Raw genomic sequence first — 14,757 nt, forward strand, 5'->3', positions numbered from 1 at the left:
ACGCGGCCGACTTCGTCGCTTCGAGTCCGACTTCGGTCGGGATTCGAAAACGGACGAGCGGCACGCTTTTGAGAGACGGCAGCGACGATGGCGATGTGGGACGATATCAGCCGGGACGACACGATTCGTTCATCAAGTGTGACGCACCTCGATGCGGAGCGAGCAACGCCCCGGAAGGATCCGCGGAGTACGACGCCGAATGTTGGCGATGCGGGGAGCCCCTCGGCGGAAAGCCCGAACCTGGCGACGAGGTGACCGTCGACATTGTCGACGAGAAAGCCGACGGGACTCTCGTCTGTAAGACCGAGGACGGGTTCGTGCTCTTTCTCGAGGCGGATATCGCGGCGATCGAGGCGACGGTCCGGGTCACGAGCGTTGACGAGACCTACGGCGAGGCGGAACTCGTCGAAGCGAACCCGTGACTGAACTGATCGGTCTACCGCTGATCGGGTTCGGTCTGTCGTAACTTGCGATAAACTTGCAGCATCGAAAGGCGAGATATCGGAAAGATTCCAGCTCTGGTTTGGACGGTCTTAGCAGGAGCCGTCCTGGCAGGGACGGCCTTTTCGAGGGCGGGTTTAGCATTATAGCGAGTACGAAGACGGTTTTCCAACAAAGGGGTGCCGAGAGAGTGTTTTCGACAGAAGAGTGCTGAGAGAGTGGATGATTAGTAGGAGAAAGAGTCGGAAGAGCTGTTGCAAACCACGGATCGGGTAGAGAGGCCCAGACGGAGACGGCTGAATGCCGAGAAGTCGATCGCACACACACACCACGTTTCCGGTGAAACGGCTCGAGAGGGTAGAGGGTACGGACGAATTTGACGACGGTTGTCAGACATTTCTAGTTCGCTTCCCTACAGTTCCTAGACTGTACTTCTAGTGGTTTTATTAACTATTAGTGCGTAGAGCCCATTGACTAGATCACATTTTAATAGAGGTGACTATAGTCACCAAACAGATCGCCCTCTCGAGCCGAGTCCACTATCTCTTGCGTTCGAATCAACAGCTCGGAACTAACCGCGTCTCGAGTTATCTGCCGGGATAACTGGGTATCGATTCCTGGAAAACCCCCGTTTCCCCTCCACCCCACCCACCCTCGGAGCCGATTTCACCGGAAACGTGGTGTGTGTGTGCGGCCGGCGGATCCCACTCGTCGAAACCCTCAAGTTGATTCACCGGAAACACGGTGTCTGAATCAATGCCCGAGTCCGATGACCTGTTCGTCCGGGAGGATCCGATCTTCGTCAACAAGGAACTCCTCGAGATCAGTCACCTCCCGGACGAGGGTCGTATCGTCGGTCGGGACGAGGAGATCAGCCATCTCGCTAACGCGGTCAATCCGGCGATCTTCGGCCAGAGTCCGAGTAACGTCCTCATCTATGGAAAGACGGGAACCGGAAAATCCCTCTGTGCGAAGTATATCTCCAGGCGACTCGTCGAAACCGCGAAGGAAGAAGACATCAACGCAGTCTTCGCGTACGTCGACTGTGCGCAGGATACCACCGAGACCCAGGCCGTCCAGACGATCGCGAGCTCGGTCAACACCGAGGAGACGGATATCTACATTCCGGATAAGGGGATCAGCACGGCGACGTACTACAAGCGACTCTGGCGTCTGCTCAACGAGGAGTACGACGTTGCGCTCATCATCCTCGACGAGATCGACAAACTCGAGGACGATGCGATCCTGATGCAGCTCTCCCGAGCGGGCGAGGCGGGAAAGGTCAGAGACTGCAAGATCGGTGTCATGGGGATCAGTAACAAGATCAAGTACAAGGATCGGATGGACGAGCGGGTCAAATCGAGCCTCTGCGAACGGGAGTTCGTCTTCCCACCGTACAACGCGAGTCAGCTCAACAAGATCATGACCGCCAGAAGCGATGCGTTCCGAAAGGGGGTGCTGGAGGACGCGGTAATTCCACGGGCCGCCGCGCTGGCGGCCCGCGAGCACGGCGACGCGCGCAAGGCGATTGACATCCTCCGGTATGCTGGCGAGATCGCCCAGACTCGGGGTACGGAGACCGTTCGCGAGGAGTTCGTCGTTCAGGCACGGGAACGCGCGGAGGTCGACCGATTCCGCGAACTCATCCGCGGCTCGACCCCTCACTCCCGGTACGTCCTGCAGGCGTTGACGGTGCTCTCGCTCGACCAACAGCGGGAGGACGAAGGCGTCGAGAACAGCGGGTTCAGAACCACGCGCATCTACGACGTCTACGAACAGATCTGCCGACAGGAGGGAACCGAGGCGCTCTCGCTTCGCCGCGTCCGCGACCTCCTGAAGGAACACGCCTTCCTCGACATCCTCGAGCAGACCCGCCACAGCGGGGGGAGTGCGGAAGGCAGTTACACCGAACACACGCTCCTCGAGGATCCCAAAGTGGTCAAAAACGTCCTCGAGGACACCGTTGAGTAGTTCCCGAACGACCGTTTCGATCGATCGTGATGGAACCATCCGTTTGTGGAAAGAAAACGGCCTGATTCACCGGAAACATGGTGTGCTCTTCCACCGGAAATTCGGTGTGACTTCGCCCGCCGTACAAGTCCGATTCGACCGACCGCACTTCTGTTGATTCTCGGTTCTGAAATCCCCGGCTACAGCGCACTTGTTTCCAATTTAACCACCCTGTTCAGCTTTCCACCGGAAAGATGGTGTCTCCGCCGACGACAGCATCCGCCCGTCGGCACACCGGGGTTCCGGTGAAAGCCCGCCCAACCGGGGGTTTCTGGTACCTTCGATAACTGGCCTTCGCGCAGGTCCATTTCACCGGAAACGAGGTGTGTCTGACTAGTGTTCTTGGATTGACTGCTTCTCAGTAGTGCAACCCTTTCGGTGACGGTCCGTAGCGAGAGCGAGACGATTCCCCGAACGGGTTCAATATGCATATCGCGATATGCGATATACGATATACTGGTTCTCGGCTCGGATCACTGCTCTGACTGCTACTCCATCGAACTCCGAGCCGGTCTCTGTCCGAGAGCGGTTACTCGAAGTCGTAGCCCCAGTCGCGTAGTACGTCGGCGACCTCGTCGACGCGAGTCATTCCGACGAGAAGGGCGGCCTCTCGGAGGTCGGCCTTCTTGACGGACTCGCCGAGTTCGCCCTCGAGAGTTCGGCGGGTCTCGCGCTGGCGGTCGAGCGTCGACTCCTGAAGGTGGAGCTGGACCGTCTTCGGTCGGTCGTCGGAAATGCTATCGCGTCTGTAGATCCACGGCAATCCCCCGACCGACGAGCCACCAGCCGACTCACCGACGCTCGAGTCGCCTTCTGTTGAGTCTGGGTTCTGAAGATCGGTGTCCGACCCACCTACCGACTGGGCGGATGATCGTTCGGCGCCGGATCCGGTACTGCCTGACTCGCTCTCTTCGTCGTCGCTCTCGTCCTCGCTGCCGAACGGATCGTCGCTGCTCGCGCCGCTTTTGAATCCGCTCATGCCGTCGGCACCTCCTCGAGCACGCCCGGCTCCGGCGGGTTCGGTGCGTCGATCCCGGCCTGGTCCTCGAGGTAGCGGGCGAGGCGATCGAACTGCGCCAGCGTCTCGAGTTCGTAGTCGCGACGACGGTCGCGGTGTTCGCGAACGAACTCGAACGCGGAGCACTGCTCCTTCCAACAGCCCTCCATCAGGGAGGTTCGGTCGGGGAGCACCTCCGGAGTAGGGAACTCGATCTCCTCGATCAGCGCTGTCTGGTCGTTCGTCCGCTTGAATCCGTTCGGAACAGCCGCCAGGACGCCGACCTCGATTCCCATCTGGTCGGCGAAATTGCTCGCGAGTTCCTCGAGGCCGTCGACGGAGGCTCGTCCCTTCGCGCTCGGCTCGACCGGGAGCACGAGGTTTCGGGTCGCGTAGATCGCGTTGTAGAGGTGGTCGGACTCGGTTGCCGGTGGATCACAGATCAATACGTCGTACTCCTCGGCGACGCCGCCCTCTCGAAGCACTCGCTGGAGCTGTGCGTAGATGTTGTACGCGTCGCCGAGCTCCTCGGCTTTCCGTTTCTCGCGCGCGAGGTGGTTCGATAGATCCGAGAGCATGTTATGCTCGGGGACGATGTCGACGCCCTCCGCCGATCGGATCAGTCCGTCGAACGACCCTTTTCCGCTGTCGACGAGGTGACGAACGAGGTTGTCGACGTCCTGATCCGCGCGCTCCTCGTCGACGCCGAGCAGTCGACTGAGGTCGCCGTCCTGTGGGTCGAGCGGGACGACGAGCACGTCGAGTCCCGCTCGAGCGTGCGCGACGGCGAGGTTCGCCGCCAGCGACGATTTCCCGACACCCCCCGCCTCGGAGTAAACCGTATACGAGAGCATACTTTCTGAAACTCACTACTCAGATATGAAAGTACGTCAGACAACTAATCTACGACTGACAGGTAAGTCACATACCTTTCGAGCCTATCTATGGGACTAATCTAAGACTATAATCTAAGATATTTAGAAACCACCCCGGAAGTAGGGAAACGGGTTAGATATCGCTATACGTCTTTGATTGCGACGATATCCACGGATCAACGTTGTCGAACGTCGCTTCGATTTCGATCTTGCCTCCGTAGCTCACCTGTGATGGAACTCTAAGACAAGAGCCTAAGATAGTTTTCTAAGACACTCGTCTATGAACATCTTCTATGGATCTAAGATACATCTTCGATAGCGAACTACGGAAAGCACGTCTTCGTAGGTAGTTTCCCGGCGGGATCTCCTGCGGCGCTATCGGCGGTCCGGGGTGATGGTCCGCTACGACGTCTCGTTCGCTTCGGCGAGATTCGGATACGACTGGGTTCCGCCGCTCGAGTTTCGCGCAATCAGCGTTACGACCGCCGCGGTTCCGTCGGTGACGGTCCGCACGCGCTCCTCGTAGTGAAGGATCGTCAGATCGAGACACGCGCGGAGCAGGTCGTTCGAACGGTACCGGTGGCGCTTGCTCGAGGGGCCGATCTCGACGTCGTCGGTCGAGCGCAGGTGATGTTCGTAGACCAGGACTCCGCCCGGCGCGAGCGCCTCCTTCAGATCGGGGAGGTACTCCAGGGCGGCGAAGAAACTCACAGTGATCACGTCGTAGGTGTCGCGTTCGGGATCGAACTCCTCGAGATCAGCCCGGATCCAGTCGACGTCGATGCCCCGCTCCACGGCTCGCTTCCGTGCCAGCTCGAGGGCTTCGTCGGAGACGTCGACCGCGTCGACCTCGTACCCCTGCTCGGCGAGATAGAGCGCGTTTCGACCGGTGCCGGTCGCGACGTCGAGGGCGCGACCGTTCGGCAGCGTCTCGATCCAGCGCTCGAGTTCGGGGATCGGATCCTCGGGCAGTTCGAACTCGGGATCGCCGTACTTCTCGTTCCAGCGACTGCGGTCGTCGGTCATACGGATCCAGTCGAAACGGACCTTCTTGGAGGTCCCGGTCGCAGTCGGTATTCGCGTCACCTTGGAGGCCCAGTCGCGGTCGGTGCCCGCGCCACCTTGGTGATCCCGTCCCGAAGCGAGTACTCACGTCACGTCGTCGTGTGTGAGCAGCTCCCGACCGCGTCCGTCCGCCGGGGAGTCGTACGTGATCACCTCGAGCAGGTTCCCGTCCGGATCCAGGAAGTAGAACCCCTCGAACTCGCCCCAGTCGTAGGGACCCTGATTGGGGAACTGACCGTCCAGATCGTCGACGTACTCGTCGTAGCTCGCCCGATCGGTCTCGAACGCGAGGTGGGCCTTGTCCAGCGGGTGTTCGAGATCCGACCGGTTCCAGCCGTCGGCTCGTCCGGTCTCGGCGAGCGTGACGACGGTATCGCCGACTTCGAACATGGCGTGCTCGCCGTCGAAGTCTTCGGGTGGCCGTCGAACCGACAGCCCAAGTTCGTCCCGGTAGAAGGGGTACGTCGTCTCGAGGTCGTCGACGTCGACGTTGATGTGATCGATGGCCCGCATCGTTACCGCCCCACCCGTTCGGCGTACTCCCGGACGACCGGAGTCTCGGTATCGAGGTAGTCGTTCGTCCACGCGGCGTCGGGATCGATATCGCCCTCGAGCAGATCGGTCTCGGCGAGCGCGCTCGCGAGGCGTCGCCAGCGCTCCCCGTCGTGGTCCCCCCACCCGGCCTCCTCGACGTGCGGACTGAACTGGAGGTCCCGCGCGGCCGTCTCGAACTTCTCGCGTTCGATCCGCCGGCGTCGCTCGAGGGTCGCGTTCCGGGCGACCAGGGCGTCGATCGCGGCCTCGGGATCGGCCGTCGCCTCGGCCCAGCCGCGGGCGGTCGCCCGGAGGAACGCGCTCACGGTCTCGGACTCCTCGGCGGCGAATGCGGGGTTCGTAACCAGCATCATCCCGTAGACGGGCAGGTGGTTCCCGATCGGCAGTTCGTCGGCGACCCGGTCGTGTTCGTCCTCGAGTTCGTACCCGTTAGTGACGACGCCGACGGCCGCGTCGACGCTGCCGTCGAGCACCTGGTGCTGGACGCGGTGGTGGGTGTGGGGATCGACCTCGAGCAGGTCGACCTCCTCGCGGATACCGACGTCCTCGAGGAGCTGAGCGGTCAGAATCCTTGTTTTCGTCGCGGACGGAGCGACGGTGCGTCCGGCCAGCTGTTCGGGCTCCTCGAGCGGTTCGCCGAAGACGTCCCGGAGCGTGTAGATCGCCGCCGGCGTTTTCGCGGTCACCGCCGCGACGGCCAGAGGGTCGTAGCCCTGGCTCTGAATCGAGAGGACGGCGCTGGCACCGGCGAGGGCGATATCTGCCTGTCCCTCGGCCGCCTGCTCGGCGGCGAACGGCGAGCCGTGGCCCTCGAGGAAGGCGACGTCGACGCCCTCCTCCTCGTAGAACCCGCGCTCGCGGGCGAGGAAGTACGGCGCCTGGAACCCGTTCGGTTCCCAGTTGAGCTGGAAGGTGAGTGACTCCATTCTCACTCCTCCAGGCGGAACATATCGTCGGGTACGTGATCGACGCCGAGCGCGTCGTCGCCCGCGACCTCGAGTAAGTGGTCGAACAGCCGATCCATCCCGTCGATCGTCTCCTCGTCCCAGTCGGCGACGACCATGTCCCGCCAGCCGTCCCGGACGGCCCGGACGATTTCGGGGTCGTCCTCGTACATCAGGCGCTGGCCGATGTCCGCCCAGAGTTCGTCGTCGGTCGTCAGTCGGTCGACGGCGTCCCGGTAGGCACCTTTGAACCCCCGCACCGCGTCGGGGTTCTCCGAGAGGTACTGTTCGCTGGTCAGGAACGTCGAGATCGGCAGCTTCCGATCAGTCTCGGAGAGGTCCTGAACAAGCTCGGACATGGGGAGCACCTCACGATACGGCCCGGTCTCGGTGATCTCGGGGACGATCGGCCAGAACTGGAGGATACCCTCGACCTCGCCGTCGCGGAGCATCCGCGTGAGCTCGACCTTCGAGCCTGCCTCGACGGGGGTCGCTTCCTCGTCGGGGTCGAACCCGTGGCGCTCCCGACAGGCGGCCCGCACGAGGATCCAGTTCTTGTCGAGGCGGCGAACGACGCCGATTCGACGGCCCCGGAGGTCGGTCAGATCTTCGATCGTGGAGTCCTCGGGGGTGACGAGCCCGCCGACGGTCCGTCCGTACGGGTGGATCGCCACGATCGGCGCCCCGCCGGCGCGCTCGCGGGCCGTCGAGATGTAGTCGATGTCGATGAGATCGGCGTCGCCCTCTTGCAGTTTCGCCTCGACGGTCTCGACGCCGCCCTCGAGGGAATCCGAAACGAGCTGTACGTCGAGGTGAAAGCCGTGCTCGTGATCGAGCCCGAGCCGCTTGATCGTGTACAGCATGTACCGCGGGCTCCCGTTGTGCTCGAAGCGAGCCCGCAGGACGGGTCGATCGCCCGGCTCGTCGTGGTAAGCGTCGAGCTCGGCCTGCTGGCTCTCGATGTCGACGGTAGTTGATTCCGCCATCCCGATCACCCTAGCGAGGCGACGATGGCGTCGATCTCGGCCTCGTCGTCGATCAGCTCGCGCTCTTTCATCCACTCGAGCTGGGCGCCGAGATCGTCCCGGTCGGCAAGCTCCGGCACCTCGTAGCGCGGCACCGTCACCCGCTTTCGAAGGGCGTCCATGTCGACGTCCTCGAAGAGGTCGGGCGCGACGCGGGCGTCCTTTTCGAGCATCTCGAGGTACTCCTCGCGGAACGCTTCCGGATTCTCGTTGATGTCGCGGACGGCCCGGCCATAGGCGGTGACGTACGCCTCGAGCAGGTCGGAGTCGACGCCGTCGCCGCCGACGATCCCCATGTGGTTCTCGAACTCGAGGACGGGCTCGAACCCCAGCTGCTCGGCCAGCGTGGACTGGGGATCCAGCAGCGTGACGGCGTCGACCTCGCCGTCCCGTAGCGCTCGTAGTCGATCGGTCGGCATCCCGTAGTGGACGAGCGAGACGTCCTCGGGGGCGACGTGCTCCTCGAGGGCCCGCATCGCCGTGTATTCCTGTCCGGTCCGGCGGTTGACGGCGACCTCGACCCCGGCCAGATCGGCCGGCGACTCGATCGCGGTTTCCGGTCGGGTGAACACGGTGTAGGGCTGGTCGGCGAAGGTGCCGTTCGCGACGACCTCGCCGTCGCCCATCCCCCACGTTCGCTTCAGACTCTCCCACTTACAGACGGGGTAGAGGTCGACTCCGTAGTCGCCTGTCAGCGTCTCCTCCGCGGGGATATACTTGATCTCGACGGACCCGCGGTCGCGCTCGATCAGGTCGACGTCGAGTCCCTCGTCCTCGAAGTACCCCCGTTCGACCGCCACCCGCTGTGGCAATACGAACGAGAACGGGAGGTGGAACAGTTTGAGTGTGTTATTGTCTGCCATGCAGTCACAATGATCACGAATTCACTGATAAACCTTTCTCGTCAACTTTTATAAGAGGCGTTGTGGATGTGTATCGTGGGACTTACTATCATGGAGAAGGTACACACCGGCGACGCGGGGTTCGAGGAGGTCAGCGACGGCGTCTACCTCGCCGATCTCGCGACCGGACGAGAGGCGAGCGTGAAGTACTGGCGCATCGATCCGGGAGCGACCCTCCCGGTTCACGAACACGACAACGAACAGATCGGCTACATGCTCGAGGGAACGCTGGTCGCGATAGCCGACGGCGAGGAGGTACGGCTCGAGCCCGGGGACTGCTATCACTTTCGGAGCCGGGAACGTCACGGCGCCGAGAACCGATCGTCCGACCCCGCTGTCGGAATCGGCGTTCTCGCTCCGCCGCGGGAACGGCCCGACTGGGGTAATGGGTGACCGCGTCCGACGGCCACCGGACCGTCACCGCCGTCCTCGAAACCCGGTTCCACGTCGGAACCCGCGCCGAAACGTCCGGTAGCTCACCACTCGTACCGAGCGATCTCGTTCGACTCACATCGGGGACACTCGGTCGTCTCCGTCGAGAACGTCGTCCCGCACCTGCGACACTCGTACAGGACGACGTCGTCGCCGTCGAGTAGCTCCCGAAGCGACTCGAGTACGTTCATTCTGCGCGTTTACGCCGACGAGTCTTCGGGCAGGTCGTCCTCCGGTTCCGCGCCGTCTCCGATCCCCGACCCGATATCTTCGCCGTCGACGGATGCGTCGTCACTACCTTCGTCTTCGGGCCCCGCGCCGTCGTCCGGGAGATCGTCCGTTTCGCTCGGCGGTCCCTCGTCTGGCTCCTCGGGCTCGCTGTCATCGGGGGTGGGATCGTCGTCGTCCTCCTCGGGTGGATCATCGTCGTCGGTTGGTAGGTCATCGTCGTCCTCATCGGTCGGCGGCTCCTCGATCGGTTCCTCTTCGGTCGGTGGGTCATCGTCGTCCTCGTCGACCGGCGGCTCCTCGGATGGTTCGCCTTCATCCTCGAGGGGATCCTCATCCGTGTCGTCGGCGGGAGGCTCCTCGTCCTCCTCGACCCCGGACACCGGCACGGTTCGTTCGTCGACGTCGTCCTCGCTCTCGACCCGGATCGCGAGCTCTCGATCGTCCTCTGCAGGCTCGGTCTCGTGCTCGAAGTCGACCGTCTCCACCTCGTCGCCGGGAAGCGACACTGACTCGGTGTTCTCGAGCGCATCGTCTACGAAGAACTCGAGTTCCTGGGTCGCGTCCTCGTCGCCGACGTTCTCGACCTCGACGACCACCGCGAGGGTGCCGCCGGCCTCGAGCGGTTCGCCAGTGTCGACGATCTCGACCGTGAACTCCGCGGGTGCGTCGTCGTCGCTCACTTCGACGGTCGCCCTCGCTTCGTCGTCGTCGGTCCGGGCCGCAACCTCGAGATCGCCGAGGTCGTCGTCGCTCGTCTCGTAGGCGAACTCGACGGTCTCCTCGCTCTCGGCATCGACTTCCACCGATTCGGTCTCGATCTCCTCCCCGTCGATCTCCAGGACGACGTCCTCGGTGACCGTCTCGTCGCCGAGGTTCCGGAGCCCGACGGTCACCTCAAGCTCCTCGCCGACTGCGACAGCGTCGTCGACGTCGAACGCGGCGATCTCGAGCCTTTCCGTTTCCGCGGGCTCCTCGAACTCCTCCTCGTCCTCGAGTTCGTCGGGCTCTTCCGGCCGGTCCTCGGGCTCCTCGAGCCCTTCGGGATCGTCGAACCCCTCCTCGGCCGACTCGCTCGCCCGCTGCTCGAGTTCGCCCTCGTCGTCGGTCTCGGTCTCGACGGCGTGTTCTACCGTCTCCCCCGCGGTGTGGGCCGCGATCGCTTGCAGCTCCTCGTCGGAGACGGGCCGATCGCGGACGAGTTCGCCGACCGTCCGATCCGTCACCAGGGCGGCCGATCTGAGCTGTTCGGGCGTCGCGTCGCCCGCGCGCGAGACGACGCCGCTCGAGGTGCCGAAGGCCATCGACTGAATCTGGCGTACGTCGACCTCTTGGATCTGTACCGCGCCCTGTGCAGCCCCCTGCGCGGCATACTGGACCTGCCGCACGTCGACCGTCTGGCGCTGGACAACGCCGCTGGCGGCTCCCTGAGTCGTCCCCGCTGCGGCGTACTGGAGCTGTTCGACGGTCACTTCCTGATGCTGGACAACACCCGTGAGACAACCCCACGCGGCACCACCGGTCAGATACTGGACCTGCTCGACGCTGACTTCCTGGTACTGGAAGGCGGCCGAGATCCCACCCTGCGCGACGCCGGAGGCGACGGCCTGAACCTGTCGAACGGTCACCCGCTGGTGCTGGACGACCCCGGTAAGACAACCCTGTACGGCGCCGTCAGCGACGTACTGAATCTGCTCGACGGTCACCTCCTGGTACTGGACGATCGAGCGGACGCAGCCTCGCGCGGCGCCGAACGCGGCTACCTGTACCTGCCGGACGGTTACGCGCTGTCGCTGGACGACCGCGCCGCCACAGACGCCCCTCGTCACGTACTGGAGCTGTTCGACGGTCACCTCCTGGTACTGGGAGAGCCCGCCCGCCACGGCGCCGGTTACGGCCGGTCTGATCGCCTCGGCGGGCGTCGCGGTTCGGGACTGAACCGAGCCGCGAGCCGTCGAAAGCGTCGTCAGCAGTGTTTCGTCGCCGTCGTTCTCGAGCGGCTCAGACGGGAGCAACGCGCCCTCCGCCGCGCCGGCCGTCGCCGCCCGGATCGCGTCGAGATCCGCGTCCGGGTACCGAGCCGCCGCCTCGAGGGCGCTCTCCTCGAGTGCGGTCTCCTGTTCCGGGCTCGCGTCGACGCCCTCCGCTTGCGCGGCCTCGATCCCCTCCGCGACGCCGTCCTCGATCGCGGCTACCGCATCGGCGGGAACCCCCTCGCTTCCGCCGGGTGCGTCGCTCTCACCGGGTTCGTCGTCCGCCTGCGCGAGCGCGGACGGGAGCTGTGCGGCCGCGACCGTTCCAGCGCCCAACCGGAGTACCGCCCGTCTCCCCACCGCCAGGGTCCGGCCGTCCGCAGGTCTCATTCGATCCTTCGGGAGCCCGTTTCGGCGTGACTTGCTCCCCGCGTAGTCGTTATCTGTCATCGTGATCGCTCCCGGTGTGTCTCCTCGAGCGAGCATCCCGCGGCGTTGTCTCGTCGCTTGCTGTCCGCCGTCGAGGAACCTGCCACCCGATCCGCTGGGGGGCCGTCCGTCCGGGCCGTACGCTCCCTCCTTTGACAAAGCATGGTATTTGCTATCTCACAACACACAAAAGTTGTATTCGGTGTTCCGCGAACACCCCCTGATCGAAGAACGGGGGATATTCGGTGCGTCTTTCGCCCGGTGGCTCAGAGGGTGGTCGGCGTATGGTTCAGGGCATCAAGGGATCGGCTCGCGTTCGGTAGCGGTCGTAGGTTCGTTCGGCCCACTCGCGAACTTCCTCGGCGTCGGTCTCGACGAGAGCCCGAGGAACGCCGTCGTCGTTCTCGACGCCGAGCTGGACGCCGTCCTCGAAGAGGCCGAGATAGAACTCGAGCCCGCGGTCCGCGACGTACAGTTCGCAGTTACGGGACTCGAGCATCTCGTCGATCAGCCGTTCGTACTCCGGCTGGCTCCGAACCGTCACGGCGATCTCGCGACCGTAGATCAGCTCGTGCTCGCTTCCGCCGTCGACGACGCGGTCGCGTGCCACCGTCATCGCCGGTAGGCCGACGGCTGGAAGTAGACACCGGAACCGATCGGCGTGCTCCATCGCCTCGATGTGGCGGTTTACGGGCGCGTACGGATCGCTCGAGGACGCAGCGATAACCGTCGCGTCCTCGAGCGCCCGGAGATCGAACTCGAGTTCGTCGTCGGGAAACCACCGCACGAACGGCCGCAGCCGTTCGACGACGTCGACCAGCGACAGCGCGGGAAGCACGTCCTCGACCACGAGCTCCCCGAGAGGAGTGATCTCGCAGGTCCGTCCCGTTACCGCGACCAGGTCCCGCTCCTCGAGCGCGGCGACGTTGCGCCGAACCGTCACGCGGGAGGCGTCGAACCGTCCTCGCAACTCCCGCTTCCGGAGCCGCTGCTCGTCGTACAGCGTCTCGAGCAGCCGGATCCGAACGGACGATTGCGTCAGAAAGCACATTCCGTCGACCCCCGTCGTAGTGGACATGTGTGAACTCACCCCGACACTGATAGCTTTGCCGGGAACACAGTTTACTCTAGTCAACACGATCCGAACCGAATCGGCTGAAAAATTGTCCTATCGGCGACGAGGGGACGCGATCGCTCGCGACGCCGGACCGAGTGGAGCTGTGTGGAAGGCCGGGTGAGTTGTCTGGTGAGGTCTCACCCGCGGTGTGCGATCCCGATGTTGAGCGCGGAACTCGAACAGGAGAGCCCCACGATTCGACCGGTGAACCAGAGGGTGCCGCGCTGGCCAGCCGACACGAACAGCGTCTCGCTCGAGGGCAACAGTCGCGGGTCCCGTACGTGGCGGTCCGTCGAGACATTGCCGGTAACCTCGAGGGTCACCTCGCCGCCGCTTCCCTCGCAGGCGCGAACGGTCATCGCGCCGGTCGACCAATCCTCAGGTGTGAGGTCCTCGTCGCCGCAGCCTCGAGTCTCGACCCGACCGCCGTCCTGTTGTGCCATTACCGTTCCGGAGCCGATCGCAGTTGCCCCCGTCAGCGCGCTCAGCGCCGTGAGTACCGTTCGCCGGCGCGGTGCCGCCGTCTCCGAATCGCCGTCCGTAACCGAATCCGCCGTGTGCATGGCTGGATACCTCCGGCGGGTCGTACCGTCGGCGTCGCCATCAAACTAACACGCGATCGCCGAACACCCCTCGCCGATCGAACGGCCCCCATTTGCCGGGTCATCCCTTCGGCACGTTCGTCATCATCCTCGCTCAAGACCCGCCTTTGGTTGCGTTGCTGAAGGGAAGCGGATCCCGTCAGAGCCGGTTCCCACGACGGGTCCGAAACCACTGCTCAGTCGTCGGCGGCAGCCTCTGTCGAGTCGACGACCTCGAACGACGTTTCGCCGCACTTACACCCCGTTCGCTGTCCGATCGGTCGGATAGTTCCGTCGGCTCGCTGTTCGGAGGCGTAGGCTTTTCCGCAGGTAGTACAGACCGCTGCGACTTTCCGCGTCGTCTCCGCGTCGGCGTCCGAATCGGCCGCCGAGTCGCGGCCGGAACGATCGTTCATCTGTCGGACCCAAGACAGCCCTGGTCGAAACCTACTCTGCATTGAAGTCGAGGGTATTTATACCGGGGCTGGTACACCTCAGTTCGCGTCGGGCAGCCCGCTCGGGGTCGAGACGGTGAGAGTGTTCCTGACGAGGTTGTCCGTCGCCCGACGCAGTCGTTGGGAGACCGAGTTCGTCGAGATGTCGAGCTCTGCGGCCAGCTCTTCGATCTGCGTCTCGCGGGGGACCTCGAAGTAGCCCATCTCCTGGGCGGTCGTGAGCACCTCCCGCTGTTCGGGCGTGAGGTCGTATCGCCGTTCCTTCGGCTCGATCCCTCGGTACAGTCGCTGGAGTTCGAACGTGCGATTCTGCCGGCGAAAGTATGCCTGAAACTCCTCGAGAACGCTCTCGCTGACGAACTTCAACTTGAGGTACCAACGTCCGTCCTTCGCTTCCGCCTCCTGTACGATCCCGTGCTGGTCGACGACCTCGTCGATCAGTTGCTGGACCTCCTCGCTCCAGCGGACGTTGAAGTAGCCGATGTCGTCGGTGACGTTGAGCGTTCGGACCTCCTCGACGTCGGGGTCGGCCTCGAGGGCGCGCTCGACGACCTCGAGGTCGTCGCTCGTCACCCACAGGAACGGCATCACCCACTCGCGGCTATGGGTCGCGAGCCGTTCGATCTCGACCGTCGCGTCGGGCGCGGTCTCGAACGTGTGTTCCAGCGCGAAGGCGTCGGCGGGAATCGTGAACTCGGCGACGACGCTCATGCACCGTTCTTTCGGCT

Annotated in this window: 16 protein-coding genes; 3 read left to right on the top strand and 13 right to left on the bottom strand. The window is 63.8% G+C overall.

Annotated elements, in window-relative coordinates; genetic code table 11:
- Window positions 1-95: 95 nt before the first annotated feature.
- Window positions 96-422, top strand: coding sequence for a TRAM domain-containing protein (locus C491_RS13625; protein ID WP_049891944.1), 327 nt, complete (start codon window positions 96-98; stop codon window positions 420-422).
- Between the two features lie 775 nt (window positions 423-1,197).
- Entirely contained in the window at window positions 1,198-2,412 is a 1,215-nt protein-coding gene (locus C491_RS13630; protein ID WP_005557259.1) for a Cdc6/Cdc18 family protein, read from the top strand.
- A 568-nt stretch (window positions 2,413-2,980) separates the two neighbouring features.
- On the opposite strand, the gene C491_RS13635 is transcribed toward C491_RS13630, so the two are convergent.
- The 7 genes from C491_RS13635 to C491_RS13665 all read right to left on the bottom strand — a co-directional run bounded on the left by C491_RS13635 (window position 2,981) and on the right by C491_RS13665 (window position 8,775).
- Window positions 2,981-3,430, bottom strand: coding sequence for a hypothetical protein (locus C491_RS13635; RefSeq protein ID WP_005557261.1), 450 nt, complete (start codon window positions 3,428-3,430; stop codon window positions 2,981-2,983).
- Window positions 3,427-4,302 (bottom strand): ParA family protein, encoded by an 876-nt coding sequence (locus C491_RS13640; protein WP_005557263.1) that lies wholly within the window; start codon window positions 4,300-4,302, stop codon window positions 3,427-3,429. Before C491_RS13640 ends, C491_RS13635 begins: the two co-directional genes overlap by 4 nt.
- Window positions 4,303-4,725: 423 nt before the next feature.
- A complete protein-coding gene (locus C491_RS13645) occupies window positions 4,726-5,349 on the bottom strand; it encodes a class I SAM-dependent methyltransferase (RefSeq protein WP_005557265.1) in 624 nt (207 codons plus the stop codon).
- A gap of 123 nt (window positions 5,350-5,472) precedes the next feature.
- On the bottom strand, window positions 5,473-5,901 hold the full coding sequence (locus tag C491_RS13650; RefSeq protein ID WP_005557268.1) for a VOC family protein: 429 nt from the start codon (window positions 5,899-5,901) through the stop codon (window positions 5,473-5,475).
- A gap of 2 nt (window positions 5,902-5,903) precedes the next feature.
- Window positions 5,904-6,869, bottom strand: a complete 966-nt coding sequence (locus C491_RS13655) for an ABC transporter substrate-binding protein (RefSeq protein ID WP_005557270.1) — start codon at window positions 6,867-6,869, stop codon at window positions 5,904-5,906.
- Window positions 6,870-6,871: 2 nt separating this feature from the next.
- Window positions 6,872-7,873, bottom strand: coding sequence for an ABC transporter substrate-binding protein (locus C491_RS13660; protein WP_049892064.1), 1,002 nt, complete (start codon window positions 7,871-7,873; stop codon window positions 6,872-6,874).
- A 5-nt stretch (window positions 7,874-7,878) separates the two neighbouring features.
- The gene (locus C491_RS13665) at window positions 7,879-8,775 is read right to left on the bottom strand and encodes an ABC transporter substrate-binding protein (RefSeq protein WP_049891946.1); all 897 of its coding nucleotides are present in this window, start codon (window positions 8,773-8,775) and stop codon (window positions 7,879-7,881) included.
- A gap of 90 nt (window positions 8,776-8,865) precedes the next feature.
- Between C491_RS13665 and C491_RS13670 the strand changes: the two genes are divergently transcribed.
- Complete coding sequence (locus C491_RS13670; protein ID WP_005557275.1) at window positions 8,866-9,207, top strand: cupin domain-containing protein; 342 nt, start codon at window positions 8,866-8,868, stop codon at window positions 9,205-9,207.
- A gap of 83 nt (window positions 9,208-9,290) precedes the next feature.
- On the opposite strand, the gene C491_RS23295 is transcribed toward C491_RS13670, so the two are convergent.
- The 6 genes from C491_RS23295 to C491_RS13695 form a co-directional block, all read right to left on the bottom strand.
- A complete protein-coding gene (locus C491_RS23295; protein ID WP_005557277.1) occupies window positions 9,291-9,437 on the bottom strand; it encodes an FmdB family zinc ribbon protein in 147 nt (48 codons plus the stop codon).
- A 9-nt stretch (window positions 9,438-9,446) separates the two neighbouring features.
- Entirely contained in the window at window positions 9,447-11,897 is a 2,451-nt protein-coding gene (locus C491_RS22950) for a CARDB domain-containing protein (protein ID WP_160167159.1), read from the bottom strand.
- Window positions 11,898-12,165: 268 nt separating this feature from the next.
- A complete protein-coding gene (locus C491_RS13680; protein ID WP_152421333.1) occupies window positions 12,166-12,954 on the bottom strand; it encodes a helix-turn-helix transcriptional regulator in 789 nt (262 codons plus the stop codon).
- Between the two features lie 176 nt (window positions 12,955-13,130).
- Window positions 13,131-13,556 carry a hypothetical protein gene (locus C491_RS13685; RefSeq protein ID WP_005557282.1) on the bottom strand — a complete coding sequence of 142 codons (426 nt, stop codon included), beginning with the start codon at window positions 13,554-13,556 and terminating at the stop codon, window positions 13,131-13,133.
- 215 nt (window positions 13,557-13,771) lie between these two features.
- Window positions 13,772-13,990, bottom strand: coding sequence for a hypothetical protein (locus C491_RS13690; RefSeq protein ID WP_005557283.1), 219 nt, complete (start codon window positions 13,988-13,990; stop codon window positions 13,772-13,774).
- 78 nt (window positions 13,991-14,068) lie between these two features.
- Window positions 14,069-14,740 carry a helix-turn-helix domain-containing protein gene (locus C491_RS13695; protein ID WP_005557286.1) on the bottom strand — a complete coding sequence of 224 codons (672 nt, stop codon included), beginning with the start codon at window positions 14,738-14,740 and terminating at the stop codon, window positions 14,069-14,071.
- Window positions 14,741-14,757 lie beyond the last annotated feature (17 nt).

Source organism: Natronococcus amylolyticus DSM 10524 (assembly GCF_000337675.1).
Classification (GTDB): Archaea; Halobacteriota; Halobacteria; order Halobacteriales; family Natrialbaceae; genus Natronococcus; species Natronococcus amylolyticus.

Coding starts and splice junctions, on each gene's coding strand:
- C491_RS13630 (WP_005557259.1), top strand. CDS start 1,198: ATGCCCGAGTCCGATGACCTGTTCGTCCGGGAGGATCCGATCTTCGTC.
- C491_RS13650 (WP_005557268.1), bottom strand. CDS start 5,901: ATGCGGGCCATCGATCACATCAACGTCGACGTCGACGACCTCGAGACG.
- C491_RS22950 (WP_160167159.1), bottom strand. CDS start 11,897: ATGACAGATAACGACTACGCGGGGAGCAAGTCACGCCGAAACGGGCTC.
- C491_RS13690 (WP_005557283.1), bottom strand. CDS start 13,990: ATGAACGATCGTTCCGGCCGCGACTCGGCGGCCGATTCGGACGCCGAC.
- C491_RS13670 (WP_005557275.1), top strand. CDS start 8,866: ATGGAGAAGGTACACACCGGCGACGCGGGGTTCGAGGAGGTCAGCGAC.
- C491_RS13660 (WP_049892064.1), bottom strand. CDS start 7,873: ATGGCGGAATCAACTACCGTCGACATCGAGAGCCAGCAGGCCGAGCTC.
- C491_RS13640 (WP_005557263.1), bottom strand. CDS start 4,302: ATGCTCTCGTATACGGTTTACTCCGAGGCGGGGGGTGTCGGGAAATCG.
- C491_RS23295 (WP_005557277.1), bottom strand. CDS start 9,437: ATGAACGTACTCGAGTCGCTTCGGGAGCTACTCGACGGCGACGACGTC.
- C491_RS13685 (WP_005557282.1), bottom strand. CDS start 13,556: ATGCACACGGCGGATTCGGTTACGGACGGCGATTCGGAGACGGCGGCA.
- C491_RS13665 (WP_049891946.1), bottom strand. CDS start 8,775: ATGGCAGACAATAACACACTCAAACTGTTCCACCTCCCGTTCTCGTTC.
- C491_RS13645 (WP_005557265.1), bottom strand. CDS start 5,349: ATGACCGACGACCGCAGTCGCTGGAACGAGAAGTACGGCGATCCCGAG.
- C491_RS13655 (WP_005557270.1), bottom strand. CDS start 6,869: ATGGAGTCACTCACCTTCCAGCTCAACTGGGAACCGAACGGGTTCCAG.
- C491_RS13635 (WP_005557261.1), bottom strand. CDS start 3,430: ATGAGCGGATTCAAAAGCGGCGCGAGCAGCGACGATCCGTTCGGCAGC.
- C491_RS13680 (WP_152421333.1), bottom strand. CDS start 12,954: ATGTCCACTACGACGGGGGTCGACGGAATGTGCTTTCTGACGCAATCG.
- C491_RS13695 (WP_005557286.1), bottom strand. CDS start 14,740: ATGAGCGTCGTCGCCGAGTTCACGATTCCCGCCGACGCCTTCGCGCTG.